This window comes from Kaistia sp. SLG-1 (genome assembly GCF_059699055.1).
Genome location: NZ_AP048544.1, coordinates 2,868,847 through 2,886,434, shown reverse-complemented (window position 1 = coordinate 2,886,434; position 17,588 = coordinate 2,868,847). Strand labels below are relative to the sequence as shown.

At 67.0% G+C, this 17,588-nt stretch carries 14 protein-coding genes; 10 read left to right on the top strand and 4 right to left on the bottom strand.

Annotation, left to right across the window (positions count from 1 at the left end; all coding sequences use genetic code 11):
* Positions 1 to 2: 2 nt before the first annotated feature.
* The 4 genes from AC6HZP_RS13045 to AC6HZP_RS13030 all read left to right on the top strand — a co-directional run bounded on the left by AC6HZP_RS13045 (position 3) and on the right by AC6HZP_RS13030 (position 6,159).
* Positions 3 to 608 carry a K(+)-transporting ATPase subunit C gene (locus AC6HZP_RS13045; protein ID WP_497523216.1) on the top strand — a complete coding sequence of 202 codons (606 nt, stop codon included), beginning with the start codon at positions 3 to 5 and terminating at the stop codon, positions 606 to 608.
* Positions 609 to 723: 115 nt separating this feature from the next.
* A complete protein-coding gene (locus AC6HZP_RS13040) occupies positions 724 to 3,444 on the top strand; it encodes a DUF4118 domain-containing protein (RefSeq protein WP_497523215.1) in 2,721 nt (906 codons plus the stop codon).
* Entirely contained in the window at positions 3,441 to 4,136 is a 696-nt protein-coding gene (locus tag AC6HZP_RS13035) for a response regulator transcription factor (RefSeq protein WP_201403959.1), read from the top strand. The genes AC6HZP_RS13040 and AC6HZP_RS13035 overlap by 4 nt, the downstream gene beginning before the upstream one ends.
* Before the next feature lie 223 nt (positions 4,137 to 4,359).
* On the top strand, positions 4,360 to 6,159 hold the full coding sequence (locus AC6HZP_RS13030) for an aminodeoxychorismate synthase component I (RefSeq protein ID WP_497523214.1): 1,800 nt from the start codon (positions 4,360 to 4,362) through the stop codon (positions 6,157 to 6,159).
* A gap of 25 nt (positions 6,160 to 6,184) precedes the next feature.
* Here the strand turns inward: AC6HZP_RS13030 and AC6HZP_RS13025 are convergent, their stop codons facing one another.
* A complete protein-coding gene (locus tag AC6HZP_RS13025) occupies positions 6,185 to 6,697 on the bottom strand; it encodes an L-2-amino-thiazoline-4-carboxylic acid hydrolase (RefSeq protein WP_497523213.1) in 513 nt (170 codons plus the stop codon).
* Positions 6,698 to 6,884: 187 nt separating this feature from the next.
* On the opposite strand from AC6HZP_RS13025, the gene AC6HZP_RS13020 reads away from it, so the two are divergent.
* Complete coding sequence (locus tag AC6HZP_RS13020; RefSeq protein ID WP_497523212.1) at positions 6,885 to 9,299, top strand: heavy metal translocating P-type ATPase; 2,415 nt, start codon at positions 6,885 to 6,887, stop codon at positions 9,297 to 9,299.
* A gap of 45 nt (positions 9,300 to 9,344) precedes the next feature.
* Here the strand turns inward: AC6HZP_RS13020 and AC6HZP_RS13015 are convergent, their stop codons facing one another.
* The 3 genes from AC6HZP_RS13015 to AC6HZP_RS13005 all read right to left on the bottom strand — a co-directional run bounded on the left by AC6HZP_RS13015 (position 9,345) and on the right by AC6HZP_RS13005 (position 11,951).
* On the bottom strand, positions 9,345 to 10,586 hold the full coding sequence (locus tag AC6HZP_RS13015; protein WP_497523211.1) for an AI-2E family transporter: 1,242 nt from the start codon (positions 10,584 to 10,586) through the stop codon (positions 9,345 to 9,347).
* A 165-nt stretch (positions 10,587 to 10,751) separates the two neighbouring features.
* Entirely contained in the window at positions 10,752 to 11,048 is a 297-nt protein-coding gene (locus AC6HZP_RS13010) for a hypothetical protein (RefSeq protein WP_201403954.1), read from the bottom strand.
* A gap of 117 nt (positions 11,049 to 11,165) precedes the next feature.
* Complete coding sequence (locus AC6HZP_RS13005) at positions 11,166 to 11,951, bottom strand: IclR family transcriptional regulator (protein ID WP_497523210.1); 786 nt, start codon at positions 11,949 to 11,951, stop codon at positions 11,166 to 11,168.
* A gap of 219 nt (positions 11,952 to 12,170) precedes the next feature.
* Between AC6HZP_RS13005 and AC6HZP_RS13000 the strand changes: the two genes are divergently transcribed.
* From AC6HZP_RS13000 to AC6HZP_RS12980, 5 genes are read left to right on the top strand one after another with little or no spacing between them, the layout of a single operon-like run.
* Positions 12,171 to 13,328: an ABC transporter substrate-binding protein gene (locus AC6HZP_RS13000; protein ID WP_497526802.1), complete on the top strand. Its 1,158-nt coding sequence runs from the start codon at positions 12,171 to 12,173 to the stop codon at positions 13,326 to 13,328.
* Between the two features lie 26 nt (positions 13,329 to 13,354).
* Positions 13,355 to 14,227 carry an ABC transporter permease gene (locus AC6HZP_RS12995; protein WP_497523209.1) on the top strand — a complete coding sequence of 291 codons (873 nt, stop codon included), beginning with the start codon at positions 13,355 to 13,357 and terminating at the stop codon, positions 14,225 to 14,227.
* Entirely contained in the window at positions 14,224 to 15,012 is a 789-nt protein-coding gene (locus tag AC6HZP_RS12990) for an ABC transporter permease (RefSeq protein WP_201403950.1), read from the top strand. The genes AC6HZP_RS12995 and AC6HZP_RS12990 overlap by 4 nt, the downstream gene beginning before the upstream one ends.
* Entirely contained in the window at positions 15,009 to 16,094 is a 1,086-nt protein-coding gene (locus AC6HZP_RS12985; protein ID WP_497523208.1) for an ABC transporter ATP-binding protein, read from the top strand. The genes AC6HZP_RS12990 and AC6HZP_RS12985 overlap by 4 nt, the downstream gene beginning before the upstream one ends.
* Positions 16,091 to 17,587, top strand: coding sequence for an amidohydrolase family protein (locus tag AC6HZP_RS12980; RefSeq protein WP_497523207.1), 1,497 nt, complete (start codon positions 16,091 to 16,093; stop codon positions 17,585 to 17,587). Before AC6HZP_RS12985 ends, AC6HZP_RS12980 begins: the two co-directional genes overlap by 4 nt.
* The last annotated feature ends 1 nt before the right edge of the window (position 17,588 follow it).

Sequence of the window (17,588 nt, the reverse complement as noted above, 5' to 3'; positions counted from 1 at the left end):
TCATGCTGAAGCAAATCCGTCCCGCCCTCGTGATGATGATCGGAATGACCGTCATCCTCGGCCTCGCCTATCCGCTCGCCATGACCCAGGTCTCGCAGCTGATCTTCCCGAGCCAGGCCAATGGCAGCCTGATCACGAGGGACGGCAAGGTCGTCGGCTCCGCACTGATCGGGCAGTCCTTCACCAGCGACCGCTACTTCCACGGCCGGCCGTCGGCGACGACCGGCACCGATCCGAACGATCCGTCGAAGTCAGTCCCCCAGCCCTACAATGCCGTGAATTCGATGGGCTCCAATCTCGGCCCGACCAATCCGGCCCTGATCGATCGCATCAAGACCGATGCGGCGGCGCTCAAGGTGGAGAACCCGAACGCCCCGGTCCCGATGGACCTCGTGACGACGACCGGCAGCGGCCTCGATCCGGACATCACGCCGGAGGCTGCGAATTTCCAGGTGCCGCGCATCGCCAAGGCACGCAACCTGCCGGAGACGAAAGTCGCCGCGCTGGTCAACGACGGCACGGAGGATCGGCTGTTCGGGCTGATCGGCGAGCCCCGCGTCAACGTCCTGAAGCTCAACTTGGCTCTCGACGCGGCGACGGCGAACTGATCATCTCCGCAGGAATTCGGACAGCCCCCGCTGCAGTTCGCGGGCGCGGTCCGGGTCTTCACAATGGGCCGGGCGGATCTTCGGATCCGCCCCGAGCCGTTTCGAGCGACAGCGAATGAACGACCTGCAGAACCGGGATGACGCGAGGCCCTCGCCGGATGCGCTGCTGGAAGCGGCGCATCGCGAGGGGCGCGGCCGGCTGAAGATCTTCCTCGGCGCGGCGCCCGGCGTCGGCAAGACCTATGAGATGCTGCAATCCGGCCATGCGAGGGCGCGCGCCGGCGTCGACGTCGTCATCGCTGTTGTCGAGACGCATGGCCGCGCCGAGACCGAGGCGCTGGTCACCGGCTTCGAGCTGATTCCGAAACGGAAGATCGCGCATCGTGGCCAGAGCCTGGAGGAGATGGACCTCGACGCCGTCCTGGCGCGGCGCCCGCAGCTGGTGCTGGTCGACGAGCTCGCGCATACCAACGCGCCCGAAAGCCGGCATCCGAAGCGCTACATGGATGTCGAGGAACTGCTCGACGCCGGCATCGACGTCTATACGACGCTGAACATCCAGCATGTGGAGAGCCTCAACGACGTGGTCGCGCAGATCACCCGCGTCCGGGTGCGCGAGACGGTGCCGGACTCCGTCCTCGACGGCGCCGACGACATCGAGGTCGTGGACCTGTCGCCGGCCGACCTCATCAACCGGCTGCACGAAGGCAAGGTCTATCTTCCGACCACGGCGAAGCGCGCGGTCGACCACTTCTTCCAGCCCGGCAATTTGACGGCGTTACGCGAACTGGCGCTCCGTCGCACGGCGCAGCGGGTCGACGAGCAGCTGCTCAGCCACATGCAGAGCCACGCCATCGCCGGGCCTTGGGCGGCGGGCGAGCGGGTGCTGGTCTGCGTCAGCGAGGATCCGCGCGCGCTGGCGCTGGTGCGCTACGCCAAGCGGCTCGCGGACAGGCTGCGCGCCTCGTTCGAGGCGCTCTATGTCGAGACCGCCCGCAGCCAGCAGCTATCCGAGGCCGAACAGGACCGGATTGCCGAGGCGCTGCGGCTTGCCGAGCATCTCGGCGGCGAGGCGACGACCTTGCCCGGCGGCGACCGGGGCATCGCGGAGGATGTCCTCGCCCATGCCCGGACCCGCAACGTCAACCACATCATCATCGGCAAGTCGGAGCGCTCGCGCTGGTTCGAGATGCTGCACGGCTCCGTCGTCCATGACCTGGTCCGCCGATCGGGCGCGATCAGCGTCCACGTCATCGCCGGCGAGACCGCGCCGCAGCCATCGAAATCCGCCGCGACAAGGACCGGCGCGGGGGGCAGTCAGGCCGGCACGCCGCTTCCCTATGTCGTCGCGCTCGCGGCTATTGCCGCAGCCCTCGGCTTCAACAAGCTGATCCAGCCCTTCGTCGGCATCGAGAATGTCGATCTCGTCTTCCTGCTGGCGATCATCGCGGTGGCCGGCCGCTTCGGCCTGCTTCCCGCGCTCGTCGCGACGGCCGCCGCGTCGCTCAGCTACAATTTCTTCTTCCTGCCGCCGACCTACACCCTCACCATCGCCGATCCGACCAATGTCGCGGCGCTGGTGATCTTCGCCGCCGTGACCGTCATCGTCTCCAACCTTGCGGCGCGGGTGCGGGCGCAGGCGATCACGGCGCGGAGCCGTGCCCGCACGACCGAGCAGCTCTATTCCTTCAGCCGCAAGCTCGCCGGCGTCGGCGCGATCGACGACGTGCTGTGGGCGACCGTCTTCCAGGTCGCCTCGATGCTGAAGGTCAAGGTCGTCATCCTCCTCGGGGCCGAGGACCAGTTCTCGGTGCGCGCCGGCTATCCGCCGGAGGACATGGTGGACGCCGCCGATGTCGCGGCGGCCAAATGGGCGTTCGAGCACGACCAGCCGGCGGGGCGCGGCTCCGACACGCTGCCCGGCGGAAAATGGCTGTTCCTGCCGCTGAAAACCGGCCGGGGCGCGATTGGCGCCGTCGGCATCAGCTCCGACGATCGCACCGGCCCGATCCTGACGCCGGACCAGCGCCGGCTGCTCGATGCGCTGGCCGATCAGGCGGCGCTCGCGATCGAGCGCGTCTATCTCGTCGAGGATGTCGACCGGGCCCGCATGACCGCCGAGACGGACCGGCTGCGCTCGGCCCTGCTGACCTCCATTTCGCACGATCTGAAGACGCCGCTCGCCGGCATTCTCGGCGCCGCCGGAACGCTTCGCGATTTCGGCGGGGGGCTCGACGCGGCGACCAAGGATGAGCTGCTCCAGACCATCCAGGATGAATCGGAGCGGCTCAACCGCTTCATCGCCAACCTCCTCGATATGACCCGGCTAGAATCCGGAGCGATCGAACCGCTCTTCGCCCTGCACGACGTCGACGAGATCATCGGCAGCGTGCTGCGCCGGGCGGCGAAGATCCTGCGCGAGCATCGCCTCGCCGTCGCCATCGCACCGGATCTTCCTATGCTGAAGGTCGACCCGGTGCTGTTCGAACAGGTTCTGTTCAACCTCATCGACAACGCCACCAAATACGCACCGGCGGGCAGCGAGATCCGGCTCGAGGCGGTCGCCGGCACGGAGTGGATGACCATCCGCCTGCTCGACGAGGGCAAGGGCGTTCCCGGCAACGACCTCGACCGGATCTTCGGAAAGTTCTATCGGGTCCAGAAGGGCGATCATGTCCGCGCCGGCACGGGGCTCGGCCTTTCGATCGCGCGCGGGTTCGTCGAGGCGATGGGCGGCACGATCTCGGCGACCAACCGGACGGACCGCTCCGGCGCGATCTTCACCATCGAAATGCCGGTGCCGCCGCAGGCGGAAACCGTCGAGGAGCCGCTATGACCGCCGCCGCCATCAAGATCCTCGTCGTCGACGACGAGCCGCCGATCCGGCGGCTCTTGAAGGCCGGGCTGGGCACGCAGGGCTATGCCGTCATCGAGGCGCCGGACGGCGGCGCGGCCATGCAACTGGCGGCGTCGGCGGAGCCGGATCTGATCATCCTCGACCTCGGCCTCCCGGACATGTCCGGGCAGGACTTGCTGCGGCACTGGCAGGCGGCGGGCGCGTCGGTGCCCATCCTCGTATTGTCGAGCCGCACGGACGAGGCCGGCATCGTGCAGGCGCTGGAGGCGGGCGCCGATGACTATGTGTCAAAGCCGTTCGGCATGAACGAGCTGATCGCCCGCATCCGCGTCGCTTTGCGGCATCGGCTGCAGGTGCAGGGCGAAAAGCCGGTCTTCCGGGTCGGCGATCTCTCGGTCGACCTCGTGCGGCGCATCGTCCGGCTGCGCGACGAGGAAGTGAAGCTCTCGCCGAAGGAATACGACATCCTGCGGGTGCTGGTGCAGCATGCGGGCAAGGTGCTGACGCACCGCTTCCTCATGCAGGAGGTCTGGGGCGCGGCCTATGACGTGCAGCAGCTGCGCGTCTATATCCGGCAGCTCCGCCAGAAGATCGAAGCCAATCCCGAGCAGCCGATCTATCTCCGCACCGAGACGGGCGTTGGCTACCGGTTTCGCGAATCTGACGGCTAGGTCTCGCATGCCGGCGGGCGGATCGACCGTCGAATGGACGCGAAAGCGAGGCGGATGCCGGCAGTTCTTTGTTTGGTCGCGTTTTCTTGACGCGAACGGGTACCCACTTCGCTCGAAAACGCTCCAGTCGGAACATCCGCTTTCCGCCCCGCCCGCATCGGGCTATCCAGACGCCGTCGCGCTTGCCCGCGACACCGCCATGCCAGCCAGGAATTCGCGCCCGATGCCGTCCTCGATCCGAGCCAAGCTGACCGCTCCTTTCGTCCTGGTCGAGGACCGTTTGGCCGTGCCGGCGACGGCGGAGCTCTTTGTCGATCCGGTGGAGATCGTCCGCTGCGATCGCGGCGACGACGTCGAAGCGGCGTTCGAACGGATCGAGCGCGGCCTTGCGAGCGGACTGCACGCCGCCGGCTTCGCCAGCTACGAGCTCGGCTATGTCCTGCAGGAGAGGCTCGTCCCTGCCCTGCCCGAAGGTCGCTCGCTGCCGCTGCTCTGGTTCGGCCTGTTCCGCGAGCCGATCCGGCTGGCGCCGGGCGATCTGGACGAGGTGTTCGGCGCCTCGCCGCCGCCCGCCCCGCTGACGGCGGTCCTTCCCCGCCTCGACGAGCCCGCACATGCCGCACAGGTCGGGCGCATCCTGGACTATCTGCGCGACGGCGACGCCTATCAGATCAACCTGACCTTTCCCGTCGATTTCCGTTTTGACGGCGACCCGCTCGCTCTCTATGCCGCGCTCCGCTCCGGCCAGCCGGTGTCGCATGGCGGCATGATCGCCTTCGAGGGGACGTCGATCCTCTCGGTGTCGCCGGAACTGTTCCTCGACGTCGCGGACGGCGTCGTCACCACGCGTCCGATGAAGGGCACGGTCACGCGGGGCGAGAACGCCGAAGCCGACGAGGCGGCCAAGGAAGAGCTGCGCAACGATCCGAAGCAGCGCGCCGAGAACCTGATGATCGTCGACCTCTTGCGCAACGATATCGGCAGGATCAGCGAGATCGGCTCGGTCGAGGTGCCGGAGCTCTTCAAGGTCGAGACCTATCCGACCCTGCACACGCTGACCTCGACAATCACGTCAAAGCTGGTGCCCGGCACGTCGCTCGGCGAGTTGATGCGGGCAGTGTTTCCCTGCGGCTCGATCACAGGGGCCCCGAAACTCCGCGCCATGGAGATCATCCGCGAGCTCGAGGCGGAACCGCGCGATGTCTACACTGGCTCGATCGGCGTGATCCGGCCGAATGGCGATCTCCGCTTGAACGTCGCCATCCGCACGGCAGCGGTCTATCCGGACGGCTCCGGCCGCTACGGCGTCGGCGGCGGCATCGTCGCGGATTCGCGGGCCGATTCCGAATATGCGGAGTGCCTGTTGAAGGCCCGCGTGCTGACCGATCTTGCCGAAGACTACGGGCTGATCGAAACGCTGCTCTGGTCGCAAGAGACGGGCTTCGCCCGGCTGGCGCTGCATCTCGACCGTCTCGCACGTTCGGCGCAAGCGCTCGGCTTCGCCTTCGATCGCGCAGCGACGCAGGCGCGGCTCCAAGCACTCGTCCCTTCCCTGTCGGGCGACGCTTCCCACCGCGTCCGGCTGGAGCTTCACCGGAACGGCGATCTCGACCTCGTGGCCCCTCGCCTCGCCGCCGAGCCCGACCGGCCCGTGGTGGTCGCGGTCGCGAGCCTGCGCGCCGATGCCGGCGATCCCTTCCTGCGCCACAAGACGACGCGGCGCGGCCTCTACGAGGCGGCCTTCACCGAGGCGACCGGGCTCGGCGCGGACGAGGCGATCCTGCTGAACCGTTCGGGCTTCGTGACGGAGGCGACGCGGAGCAACATCTTCGTCGAGCGGGGCGGCCTGCTGCTGACGCCCCCCGTCCGTGACGGCCTGCTGCCGGGCATCCTGCGCCAGAGCCTGATCGAGAGCGGCGGGGCGATCGAGCACCCGCTCCGTCTCGAGGATCTTCGTCGCGCCGAACGCTGGTTCGTCGGCAACAGCCTGCGCGGGCTGCGGCCCGCCCGTCTGCTGAAGTGATGTCGGCGGGGAGCAGACAACGTCCCTAGGTCTTGGCGGCCTCCGCATCGAAGCTGTAGCGGAAGTCGCAATGCTCGGCGCCCTCCATCAGGGTCTGCGTGCGCTTCAGGGTGATCCTCGGGTCATAGCCCTGGCAGAAGACGCCGTCCCGGTTGCAGGACAGGAGATGCCCGATCGGACCGAGGCCCATCTCGCGATAGGTCTCGGCATAGCGGCAGCGGCGGACGTTGTAGTCGAAATGCGTCTCGCTCGCCCGCAGCACCTCGATCTCGAGCGCGTCGTCCTGCGTCCAGAGCGCCTGCAGCTCCTGGAAGGTCTTCAGGCTCGTGCCGCCTTCCGTCCGTTCCGCGAAGCCGCGTCCGGCGTCGATGGCAGCCTGGCTGATCGCGGCGTCGAGGATCGCCTGCGCCTTGGCCTCGCCGATTTCGCGCACCATGCCGGCATAGATCGGCGCGATGATCGCCGCCTCGATCCTGCGGCGCTGCAGGATGCCGATTTCGCCTTCCAGCGTCCCGCCCTCGCTCTCGCTCGTTCCCATCGATTGTCCCTCGCCGCGTGGTGTCGACGGCCCGAATGAAGGTACCGGGCGCCAAAAGATGCCCACATGCTACGCGGAAATCGCCTGTTCCGCCTGATTTTCAGAGCTGCGCCGAAACGGCAGCTTGACCTTCCCATAGTGGGAAGCCCTACGGTCACGTTGTAATTTTCAATCGGAGGCTGTCGTCATGGTCGCGGATACAGAAACCAGGCAGGCTGAACCTGGTCACCACCATGGGCATGACCATGCCTCGACCCATTCGCACGGGCGGCACGGCGACGCCGCAAACGCGCCGGATTCGGCGGCGCATGATACGGTGAAGGATCCGGTCTGCGGCATGTCCGTCGATCCCCGGGAGACCAAGCAGCGGGTCCACTACCACGCCAAGGACTACTTCTTCTGTTCCGAATCCTGCCGGACGAAGTTTCAGGCTGCGCCCGATCAATACGCCCATGACGCCGCGCCGGCGCCCGCCTCGGATGCGCCGGAGGGCACGATCTTCACCTGCCCTATGCATCCGGAGATCCGGCAGGTCGGCCCCGGAAGCTGCCCGATCTGCGGCATGGCGCTGGAGCCGCTGATCGCAACCGGCGACGAAGGACCGAGCGAGGAACTGCGCGACATGACGCGACGGTTCTGGGTCGGCCTCGCGCTGGCCGTTCCCGTCTTCCTGCTCGAAATGGGCGGCCATCTCGTCGATATCGGCCACCTCGTCGGCGGCCGGACCTCGAGCTGGATCCAGCTGGTGCTGGCGACCCCGGTCGTGCTCTGGGCCGGCTGGCCGTTCTTCGTTCGCGGCTGGAACTCGCTGGTCAACCGGTCGCTCAACATGTTCACGCTGATCGCCATGGGAACCGGTATCGCCTGGCTCTACAGCATCATCGCGACGCTGGCGCCCGGACTGTTCCCGCCGGAATTCCAGAGCCATGACGGCTCGGTGGCGGTCTATTTCGAGGCGGCGGCGGTAATCACAGTGCTCGTGCTGCTCGGCCAGGTCCTGGAACTGAGAGCGCGCGAGCAGACGTCGGGCGCCATCAAGGCGCTGCTGAACCTGGCCCCGGCGACGGCCCGGCGCATCGCCGAGGACGGCAGCGAGGCGGATATCGACCTCGGCCATGTCCAGGTCGGCGACCGGCTGCGGGTCCGCCCCGGCGACAAGGTTCCGCTCGACGGCGAGGTGCTGGACGGCCGCTCCAACGTCGACGAATCCATGGTGACGGGCGAGCCGCTCGCCGTCGCCAAGGCCGTGGGCGCCAAGGTGATCGGCGGCACGCTGAACGGCCAGGGTTCGTTCGTGATGCGGGCCGAGAAGGTCGGCGCCGATACCATGCTGGCCCAGATCGTCCAGATGGTGGCGAAGGCGCAGCGCTCGCGCGCGCCGATCCAGCGACTGGCCGATCAGGTCTCGTCCTGGTTCGTGCCGATCGTCGTCCTGATCGCGCTCGCCGCCTTCGTCGCCTGGGCGATCTGGGGGCCGAGCCCCGCCATGGCCTATGGCCTGATCGCGGCGGTGAGCGTGCTGATCATCGCCTGCCCCTGCGCCCTCGGCCTGGCGACGCCGATGTCGATCATGGTCGGTGTCGGCCGCGGCGCCCGCGCCGGCGTGCTGATCAAGAATGCCGAGGCGCTGGAGCGCATGGAGAAGGTCGACGTGCTCGTCGTCGACAAGACCGGCACGCTGACCGAGGGCAAGCCGCGCGTGACGGCGGTCCGGCCGGTTTCCGGTCTTTCCGAGGATGATCTGCTGCGTCTTGCCGCCAGCCTGGAGCAGGCGAGCGAGCATCCCCTCGCCGCTGCGATCGTCGCCGCCGCGCAGGAACGCGGCCTGCGGCTGGATCCGGTCGAAGACTTCGATTCTCCCACCGGCAAGGGCGTGGTCGGCAAGGTCGGCGGACATACGCTTGCCCTCGGCAATGCGCGCTATCTGGCCGAGCTGGGTGTCGATGTCTCCGCGATCGAGGCCAAGGCCGATCAACTTCGCGGCGGCGGCGCGACGGCGATCCTCGCCGCCATTGACGGCCGCGCCGCCGGCGTCCTCGCGATCGCCGACCCAATCAAGGCGACGACGCAGGAAGCGATCCGCTCGCTGCACGAGGCCGGCATCCGCATCGTCATGCTGACGGGCGACAACCGGACGACCGCAGACGCCGTGGCGCGGGAGCTCGGCATCGACGAGGTGAAGGCCGAGGTGCTGCCGGAGGACAAGGGGAACATCGTCGCGGCGTTCCGGGTCGACGGAAAGGTCGTCGCCATGGCCGGCGACGGGGTCAATGACGCGCCGGCGCTCGCTGCCGCCGATGTCGGTATCGCCATGGGCACGGGTACGGACGTGGCGATGGAAAGCGCGGGCGTGACCCTGTTGCGCGGGGATCTGCTCGGCATCGTTCAGGCGCGCAAGCTCAGCCAGGCGGTGATGGGCAATATCCGCCAGAACCTGTTCTTCGCCTTCGTCTACAACGCGGCCGGCATACCGATCGCCGCCGGCCTGCTCTATCCAGTCACGGGTCTTCTGCTGTCGCCGATCCTCGCGGCGGCGGCGATGGCGCTGTCGTCTTTCAGCGTCATCGTCAACGCGCTCCGGCTGCGTGTCACGCGGATCTGATGGATCCGGCTCTCCGCGCGAGGCGACGCGTCGCGCGGAGAAATGTCAGGCGATCCGCGCCGTCTCTTCGTGGCGGGCGGGCGGCTCGTCGGCGATGACGCCCTGTTCGGCCGGGATGTCGGTGCGAACCAGGACGCCCGTCGTCTCCGGGTGCACGGGGATCGCGATGTCGCCGACCTTCGGCGGATCCGTGGCCTCGATGTCGCGGATCCACTCCCGCCAGATCGCGACGATCAGCGCCATCAGCACGGGACCGATGAACAGGCCGAGGAAACCCAGCGTCTTCACGCCGCCGACGAGACCGAAGATGGTCGGCAGGAAGGGCAGCTTGATCGGTCCGCCGACGAGCTTCGGGCGGAGCGTCTTGTCGACGATGAAGAGCTCGACCGTGCCCCAGATGAACAGGGCGACGCCCGCGAAAATCGATCCGCTGGCGACGAGATAGAGCGAGACCAGCGTCATGGACAGCGGCGCGCCGCCGGGGATCAGCGCCATCATGCCGGTCAGCACGCCGAGCGTCACCGGCGACGGCGCGCCGGCGATCCAGTAGGCGACGCCGAGCACGATGCCCTCGCCGATCGCGATCAGCGTCATGCCGGTGACGGTGGAGCTGATTGTCGCCGGCACGACGCGGGAAATCCGCTCCCAGCGCATGGGAACGATGCGCTCCCCGAGCAGGTCGATCTTCGACACGAACAGTTCGCCGTCGCGATAGACGAAGAACAGCGTGATCAGCATGAAGACCAGCGTGAGCAGCAGGCCGAACAGGCCGCCGCCCGCCGCGAGCACGGCGCGGTAGATATTGCCGATATTGGCGCCGCTCACCGCATAGATCATCTCGCCGATGGCGCCCGGCCGGCCGACATATTCGGCCCAGCGTACCGACAGCCATTCGCCGACGCCCGGCAGCGACGACATCCACACCGGCACGTCCGCCCCGAACCGGTTGGTCTGGATCGCCCAGGCCAGCAATTGCCGGACTTCCTCGACGGCGTAGGCGGCCGCGAAGGCGATCGGCACGATCAGGAAACAGGTGAACAGCACGATCGCGAGCGTCGCGGCCGCCGTGCGGTTGCCGCCGACGAATTCGACGATGCGGCGATAGATCGGCCAGCTGGCAAAGCCGATCACCAGAGCGGCTAAAACGGGGACGAGGAAACTGTGAAAGAAGTAGATTCCCGCGACGGCAATCAGGATGAGCAGCCAGCGCGCCGCTGACAGCGGAGGGATCAGGCCCGATCGCGACGATCCCGCGACGCCGAGGAGCCGAGGCTCTCGTGCCTGCATCGGCGTCTCACTAGGGATATTCGATTCTGGCAAATCAACTCCTCCGCTTTGGCCGAGTATCGATCAAGTCGCGTCAAATCTGTATAGGGCAGCGCGGAAAACAGCGTCGCAACCCGCCTGGAATTGAGCGCCCGCGACCGGTTGCACCGTCTTCTCGTCCCATTTTCAGGGCTGGCCCGCCGCTTTCGCCGAACTGAGGACGGCCAGCGCCGCCTCCAGCTCGAATCGCGCGCCGCGAACCCACACGCCGGGCGGATTTTCGGCCGCCACGGCCTGGATATAGGTCTTGTTGATCTTGGTGCGAATCTCGCGTTCGACGACTTCGCGCAGCTCGCCGGGCAGGAAGAAGCAGTAGGACGTCCAGCCGCGCGCGTCCGGCGAGAGCTTTCGCGCCTCCCAGTCGCCCTTCTCGGCGACCAGGTCCTTCTCCTCGACAAAAATGCGCTTCTCGATTTCCGGCACGCGCCCGTTCCCCTGATGCAATTGCAAGGGTGCCGTAGCTGATTCAGACGACGGAAAGAATGCGGTGCGTGCGCACGGGTGGCGATGCACTCGACGTGACGCATGCCGCGAAGGGGCTCAGCGCTCGATCAGGGCCTCGCTGACCTCGCGGCACGCTTCGACCAGTGCCGCGCGGACGCTCTCCTCGAGCGACGGCGTGCCGCGGCGGCTCAGGCAGGGGATGACGACACTGGCCACCGCCCTGCCGTTCCGATCGAGAATGGGCGCGCAGACGTCGACCACGGCGAGCAGGTCGTGGCTCTGCGCCACCAGCGAGCCATCCGCCACGATCCGGTCGAGGATCGCGTCCAGCGCGTCGGGATCATGCGGTTCGTCGGAAAGGGCCAGGCTTTCGGCGATCAGCCGCGCGCGCTTCTCCGGCGTCTGGAACGCCATGATCGTCTGGCCCGAGCTCGCCTCGATCGCCGGCCGGCGATAGCCGAGCCTGAGGGTCAGATTGAGTTCGGCGCTGCCGGCGGCGGCCGCGATCACGACCGTCTCGCCCCGGTTGACGACGACGAGATGCGACGAGAGCCCGGTATCGTCGCTCAGCCGCTCCATGGCCGGCATCGCCACCTCGACCAGCTTGCGCGATCGCGGCGTGCGCATGCCGAGCTCGAACAGTTTGTTGCTGAGCGTCAGCCGGTCGGTCGCGGCGTCGCGGTTCAAATAGCCCCGCTCGACCAGCACGAAGACCATCCGGAAGATCTCGTTCTTCGACCGTCCCAGGCTGTCGGCGATGTTCCGGGCCGACAAGGGCTCGCCGGCATCCGCGAGCAGCTCCAGGATCTCGAGCCCCTTCTCCAGCGCCGGCGCGGTGTAGACGCCCTTGCGGCCGCCCTCCGGGTCGTCAGTCTCCGACATCGCGGCTCTCCGGTTTCATCAACGGTCCTTGACTTTATATACAAAGCGACTTTTAGTTTGAAGTGGGAGTGGGGAAGAAAGGCAGGGTTTCCGCAGAGGAAAAACGATCGACATGGTGCGTGCAGGGAAAAAGCGCCAGCCGATTTGTCATGCCGAATTTTCTGACCAAGACCAGCGCCAGACTGTTCCAGAAAAGAGGGGGAGACGATCTTGAACGAGATGGTTAGAGGGTTTCTCAACGACCGCCTGAACGCGGACGTTAACCGTCGCCGGTTCATCCAGGGCGCGGCAGGACTTGCCACGATTTCCGTGCTCGGCGCTTCGGCGGGCGCTTCGGCGGCCGAAACTCCGAAGCTCGGCGGGCAGCTGAACTTCCTCGGCTGGGACGGCGAGCATGGCGGCAATGTCGCCAAGCCGTTCCTGGAAAAGAACGGAATCCAGCTTCAGGCCTCCTTCCAGTCGGCCGCCGACGAAGCCCTCACCCGCTTCAACACGGGCGGTCGCGGCGCGATGGACCTCCTGACGCCGAACAAGGATTTCCAGCGCGCCATCCTCGCCTCGAATGTCGAGCTGTTCCAGCCGCTCGACCTCGCCCGCATCCCCACCGCCGCGGGGCTGTTCCCGGCGTTCAAGGACGCACCCTGGCTGGTGCGCGACGGCAAGACCTACGGCATTCCCATCATCTGGGGCGACGAGCCCTGCGTCTTCAATCCCGCGAAATGGGACAAGATGCCGGCCCGCTACACGGATTTCGCCGATCCGAAATACAAGGGGCAGCTGGTGCTGCTCGACGACCCCTTCGGCAATATCTGGCTCTATGCCGTTTCGCTCGGGATGAAGGAGCCGAGCCGGCTGACGGCGGCGGAACTCGAGCAGGTCATCGAGGCCATGCTGAAGATGAAGCCGAACGTCGTCACCATCGGCGCGTCGCATGGCGACATGGCCGACGTGCTGATCCGCGGCGACGCCTCGATCGGCATCGGCGGCTGGGCCTATCAGACGCTGATCGCCAAGGAAAAGGGCGTGAAGCTGGTCGTCGGCTCGCCCGAGGTCGACGGCACCTTCTTCTGGTCGGACGCCTACGCCATCGCGGCGGATGCCCCCAACCTCGACAATGCCTATGCCTTCATAGACTTCATGACCTCGGCGCAGTCGAACGCGGCGCTGGCCAAGGAGCTCGGCTCCGGCTGCACCGTCGAGGCGGCCTATGACCTGCTCGATCCGAGCGTGCGCGATCTCTACCCCTACGACAATGTGCGCAAGCCCGGCGGCGGCATCCTCGGCACCCAGATCGTCGTGCCGCCACAGGAGAATGACGGCGACATCGTCGGCGCGCCCGCCTGGGTCGAAGCCTGGCAGACGTTCAAGGCCTCCTGATCCGTCCCGGCACGACGAGGAATGCAATGATGACGGGCTCCGGCCTGGCACGCTCTGGGCGTGCGTCCACCAGTCTTCGCCCGCTGCTGCCGGCGAGCCTGCTCTACGTCCTGTTCTTCGCCGTCCCGATGCTCTGCCTGTTCGTGCTGAGCTTCTGGCGAGCGAAGGGGTTCGAACTGATCCCGGACTTCACGCTCGACAATTACGAGAAGGCCGTCGTCTCGAAGCTCTACCGGACGCTGCTCATCCGCACCGTCGTGGTAGGCTTCGTGACGGCCGCCATCGTCGTGCCCATCGCCTTCGCCCTCTCCTACGCGATGCGTTTCGTGTTCGAGCGGCGCGGACAATTGATCCTGCAGCTCGTGCTGCTGTCGCTGTTCAGCGGCTACCTCGTCCGCATCTATGCCTGGCGGACGATCCTCGGGAAGCAGGGCCTGCTCAATTCGACGCTGCAATGGCTCTGTTTGATCAACGAGCCGCTGGAGTTCCTGATCTACAGCAACATCGCCGTCGTCATCACGCTGAGCGGCCTGCTGCTGCCGCTCGCCGTGCTGCCGATCTATTCGGCGTTGCTGAACGTATCGCGCGATCAGATGGAGGCGGCGCGCGATCTTGGCGCCGGCCGCGTCCATCTCATCCGCACCATCCTGCTGCCTCTGGCGATGCCGGGCGTCCGCACGGCGTTTGCCTTCGCCTTCCTTCTGGCGGCGGGCGACTTTGTCACCCCATCGCTCGTCGGCGGCACGCAGAGCCTCCTGATCGGCAACATCATCGCCGACCAGTTCCGCGGCATCGGCTCCAATTGGCCCCTCGGCGCCGCGCTCGCCTTCGTCACCATCGCCATCGTCCTCGCCATCTATCTGGCCGTCGTCCAGATCCTCGTCCGCGTGACCCGATGATCGCAAAGCTCAGACAACACTGGATCGCCGCGCTCTTCGTGCTGGCGGTGCTCACCTATCTCTATGCGCCGATCGTGGTGATCGTGCTGTTCTCCTTCACCACGTCCCCGCGCCTCTCCATGCCGATCGAGGGCCTGACGCTCTCCTGGTATCGGAGCGCGCTGGACAATCCGCTGATCATCAGCGCGCTCACCAACAGCCTGGTGCTGGCGCTGATCTCGGCGGTGGCGGCCGGCGCCATGGGGGCGGCCTTTTCCTTCGGTCTGATGCGGCTCAAGCGGCCGCATGTCCGCGAGGCCCTGATCGGCGCCAGCCTGCTGCCGGCGATCGTGCCGCTGCTCGTCATCGGCATCGCGCTTGCGGTGTTCTTTCGCATGCTCGGCATGCCGCAGGGCCTGGTCAACACCGCGATCGGACACCTCATCGTCTGCCTGCCCTTCGTCGTCCTGACGATGAATGCCCGGCTCGAGACCTTCGACTTCTCCATGCTCGAGGCGGCAAGGGATCTCGGCGCCAGCCCGGTCCGCACCTTCCTCGACATCACCTTCCCGTTGATCCGCCCGTCGGTCGTGGGCGCCGCCCTGCTGGCGGCGGCCCTCTCGCTCGATGAGTTCGTCATCACCTGGTTCAACATCGGCAACCAGCAGAGCGTCCCCGTTCTGGTCTGGGGGATGATGCGCCGGGGCGTCGACCCGTCGATCAATGCCATCGCCACGCTGCTGCTGACGTTGCTCGTCGGCCTCGTGATCTGCTCCAACCTGCTCGGACGAAAGAAGCGCTCGTGACCAACGCCGCCGTTGAAATCATGGGGGTTCGCAAGAGCTTCGGCTCGATGACCGCCCTCGAAGACGTTGATCTGACCGTCGCGGACAATGAGTTCGTCTCGCTGCTCGGCGCGAGCGGCTGCGGCAAGTCCACCTTGCTCCGGATCGTGGCCGGCTTCGAATATCCGACGCGTGGGACGGTTCGCGTCTATGGCGAGGACGTCACGACCCGTCCGCCGGAGCGCCGGCCGACCAATCTGGTGTTCCAGCGCGGCGCGCTGTTCCCGCACATGAACGTTTACGACAACATCGCCTACAGCCTGAAGCTGAAGAAGTGGTCGAAGAAGCGCATCGACGACAAGGTCGAGGAGATGCTGGCGCTTGTCCGGCTCGAGCATCTCGGCGGGCGCGGCCCGACGGAGCTGAGCGGCGGCCAGGCGCAGCGCGTGGCTCTGGCCCGCGCGCTCGCCGGAGAGCCCAAGGTGCTTCTGCTCGACGAGCCGATGTCAGCGCTCGATCTGAAGCTGCGCCAGCAGATGCAGCTGGAGCTGCGGGCGATCCAGCGCCGGCTGGAGGCGACCTTCGTCTTCGTCACGCATGACCAGACCGAAGCGCTCGTCATGTCGGACCGGATCGCCATCATGAACCGGGGCCGCATCGTCCAGGTGGGAACGCCGCAGGATATCTACCGGCGGCCGGCCAATGTCTTCGTCTCCGACTTCATCGGCCAGACCAACCTGCTGCGCGGCTCGGTGCAGTCGGTGAGAGACGGCATCGCGACGCTCGATGTCGTCGGCACCCGGCTCACGGTCGCCACCGTCGCCGGCGTTTCCGTAGGGACGCGGGCTGCGCTGTCGATCCGGCCCGAGGCCGTGCGGGTTTCCCGCGAAGAAAGCCTGCCTGAGGGGCGCGGTGTCGAAGGGCGCATCTCCGAGATCATCTATCTCGGCAGCTCGATCCGGGTCGGCGCTGTCCTGGCTGATGGCACGACCGTCTGGGCGGATCTGCGCGACGAGGAAGCCGAGGGGCTCGCGGTCGGAGATCTGGTGAAACTGGTCTGGGCGCCCGCCGCGCCGACGATTCTTCCGGGAGGGAACGAATGACCGATACGACCGAGCGCGCGCCGGTTGAGGCGGATACGATCATCCGCCATGGCTATGTCATCACCATGGACGACGAGAGCCGGATCTTCGAGGACGGCGCCGTCGCGATCCGGGATGGCAGGATCCTCGCTGTTGGCGCGGACGCGGAGGTCGCCGCGCGCTACCGGGCCCGGCGGGTGATCGAGGCGCGCGGCGCGCCGGTGCATCCGGGGTTCGTCGAATGCCACCTGCACGCCTCGTTCCAGATCTTTCGCGGCGCCCTGCCCGATCAGCTTTCCGAGGGCGATGCGTTCGATACGTTTGAGAGCGTTTTCTTCAATACGGTAAATGACGAGGAGGAATATCTTTCGGTCCTCCTCGCCTGCATGGAGATGGTCCGCAACGGCACTACCTGCTTCCTGGAAGCGGGCACCGTGCTGGAGCCCGCCATGGCGGCGCGTGCGGCCGAGCAAGTCGGCATCCGCGCCATCCTCGGCGACGCCTTCATCTGGGACCAGCCGCAGGGCTTCGCACAGGGCATGCTGGAGACCCACGAGGCCGGGTGCCCCGCCTGCGCCGCGCAGGCCCGGGTTCGGACCGAGCTCGCGCGCGCCCCCAAAACCCGCGAGGAAGCGCTCGAACGCATGGGCGGCGAGCTCGCGCGCAACGCGGATCCGGATGCCCTCGTCACGGGCCATGTCGCGATCCTCGGGCTCGGCACCGCCAGCGAAGAGCTGATGATGGAGGCGAAGGCGCGCGCCGATGCCGCCGGCGTCGTGCTCAACCTGCACCAGTCCTACAGCCCCGCCGATACCGACGCCGACCGCCAGCGCTTCGGCAAGGATCCGCTGCTGCATCTGCACGACATCGGCTTCCTCGATCGCAACGTCACCTTCGGCCACGCCAACCACCTTACCGACGCCGAATGCGACGCCCTGCTTGATCGCGGCACCAGCATCGCCTGGGCACCGGCCGCCTCGATGATGTGGGGGCATGGCGGCTGCTTCGAGGGGCGGCATGCCGAGCTGTGGCGGCGCGGCGCCAACATTGCGCTCGGCTCGGATTCCGCCAACTGGTCGAACGATTTCGATCTCTGGCGGCAGGCGAGCCTGGCCGTCCTGACGGCGCGTGAGGCCCATGGCGATCGCGGCTACCTGATCGCCGAGGACGGTCTCTACATGGCGACCCGGGGCGGCGCCCGCGCTGCCGGCATGGAGGACCGCATCGGCTCGCTGGAGCCGGGCAAGCGCGCCGATATCGTGATCCATACGCTCGACCGGCCGGAGATGATCCCGGTCACCAACATGATCCGCAATCTCTTCTACGCCTCGCGCTCGAAGTCGGTGCATACCGTCCTCATCGACGGCAAGACGATCCTGGAAAATGGCGCGTTCGTCGCGCTCGACGAGCGTCTCCTGTTGACCGAAATCAACAAGGCTGCTCAATCGCTTCTCGCACGCATGGGACACGCTGTGGTTGCCAATGCGCTGCCTCGCATGGAAAGGCGCGGTTGAT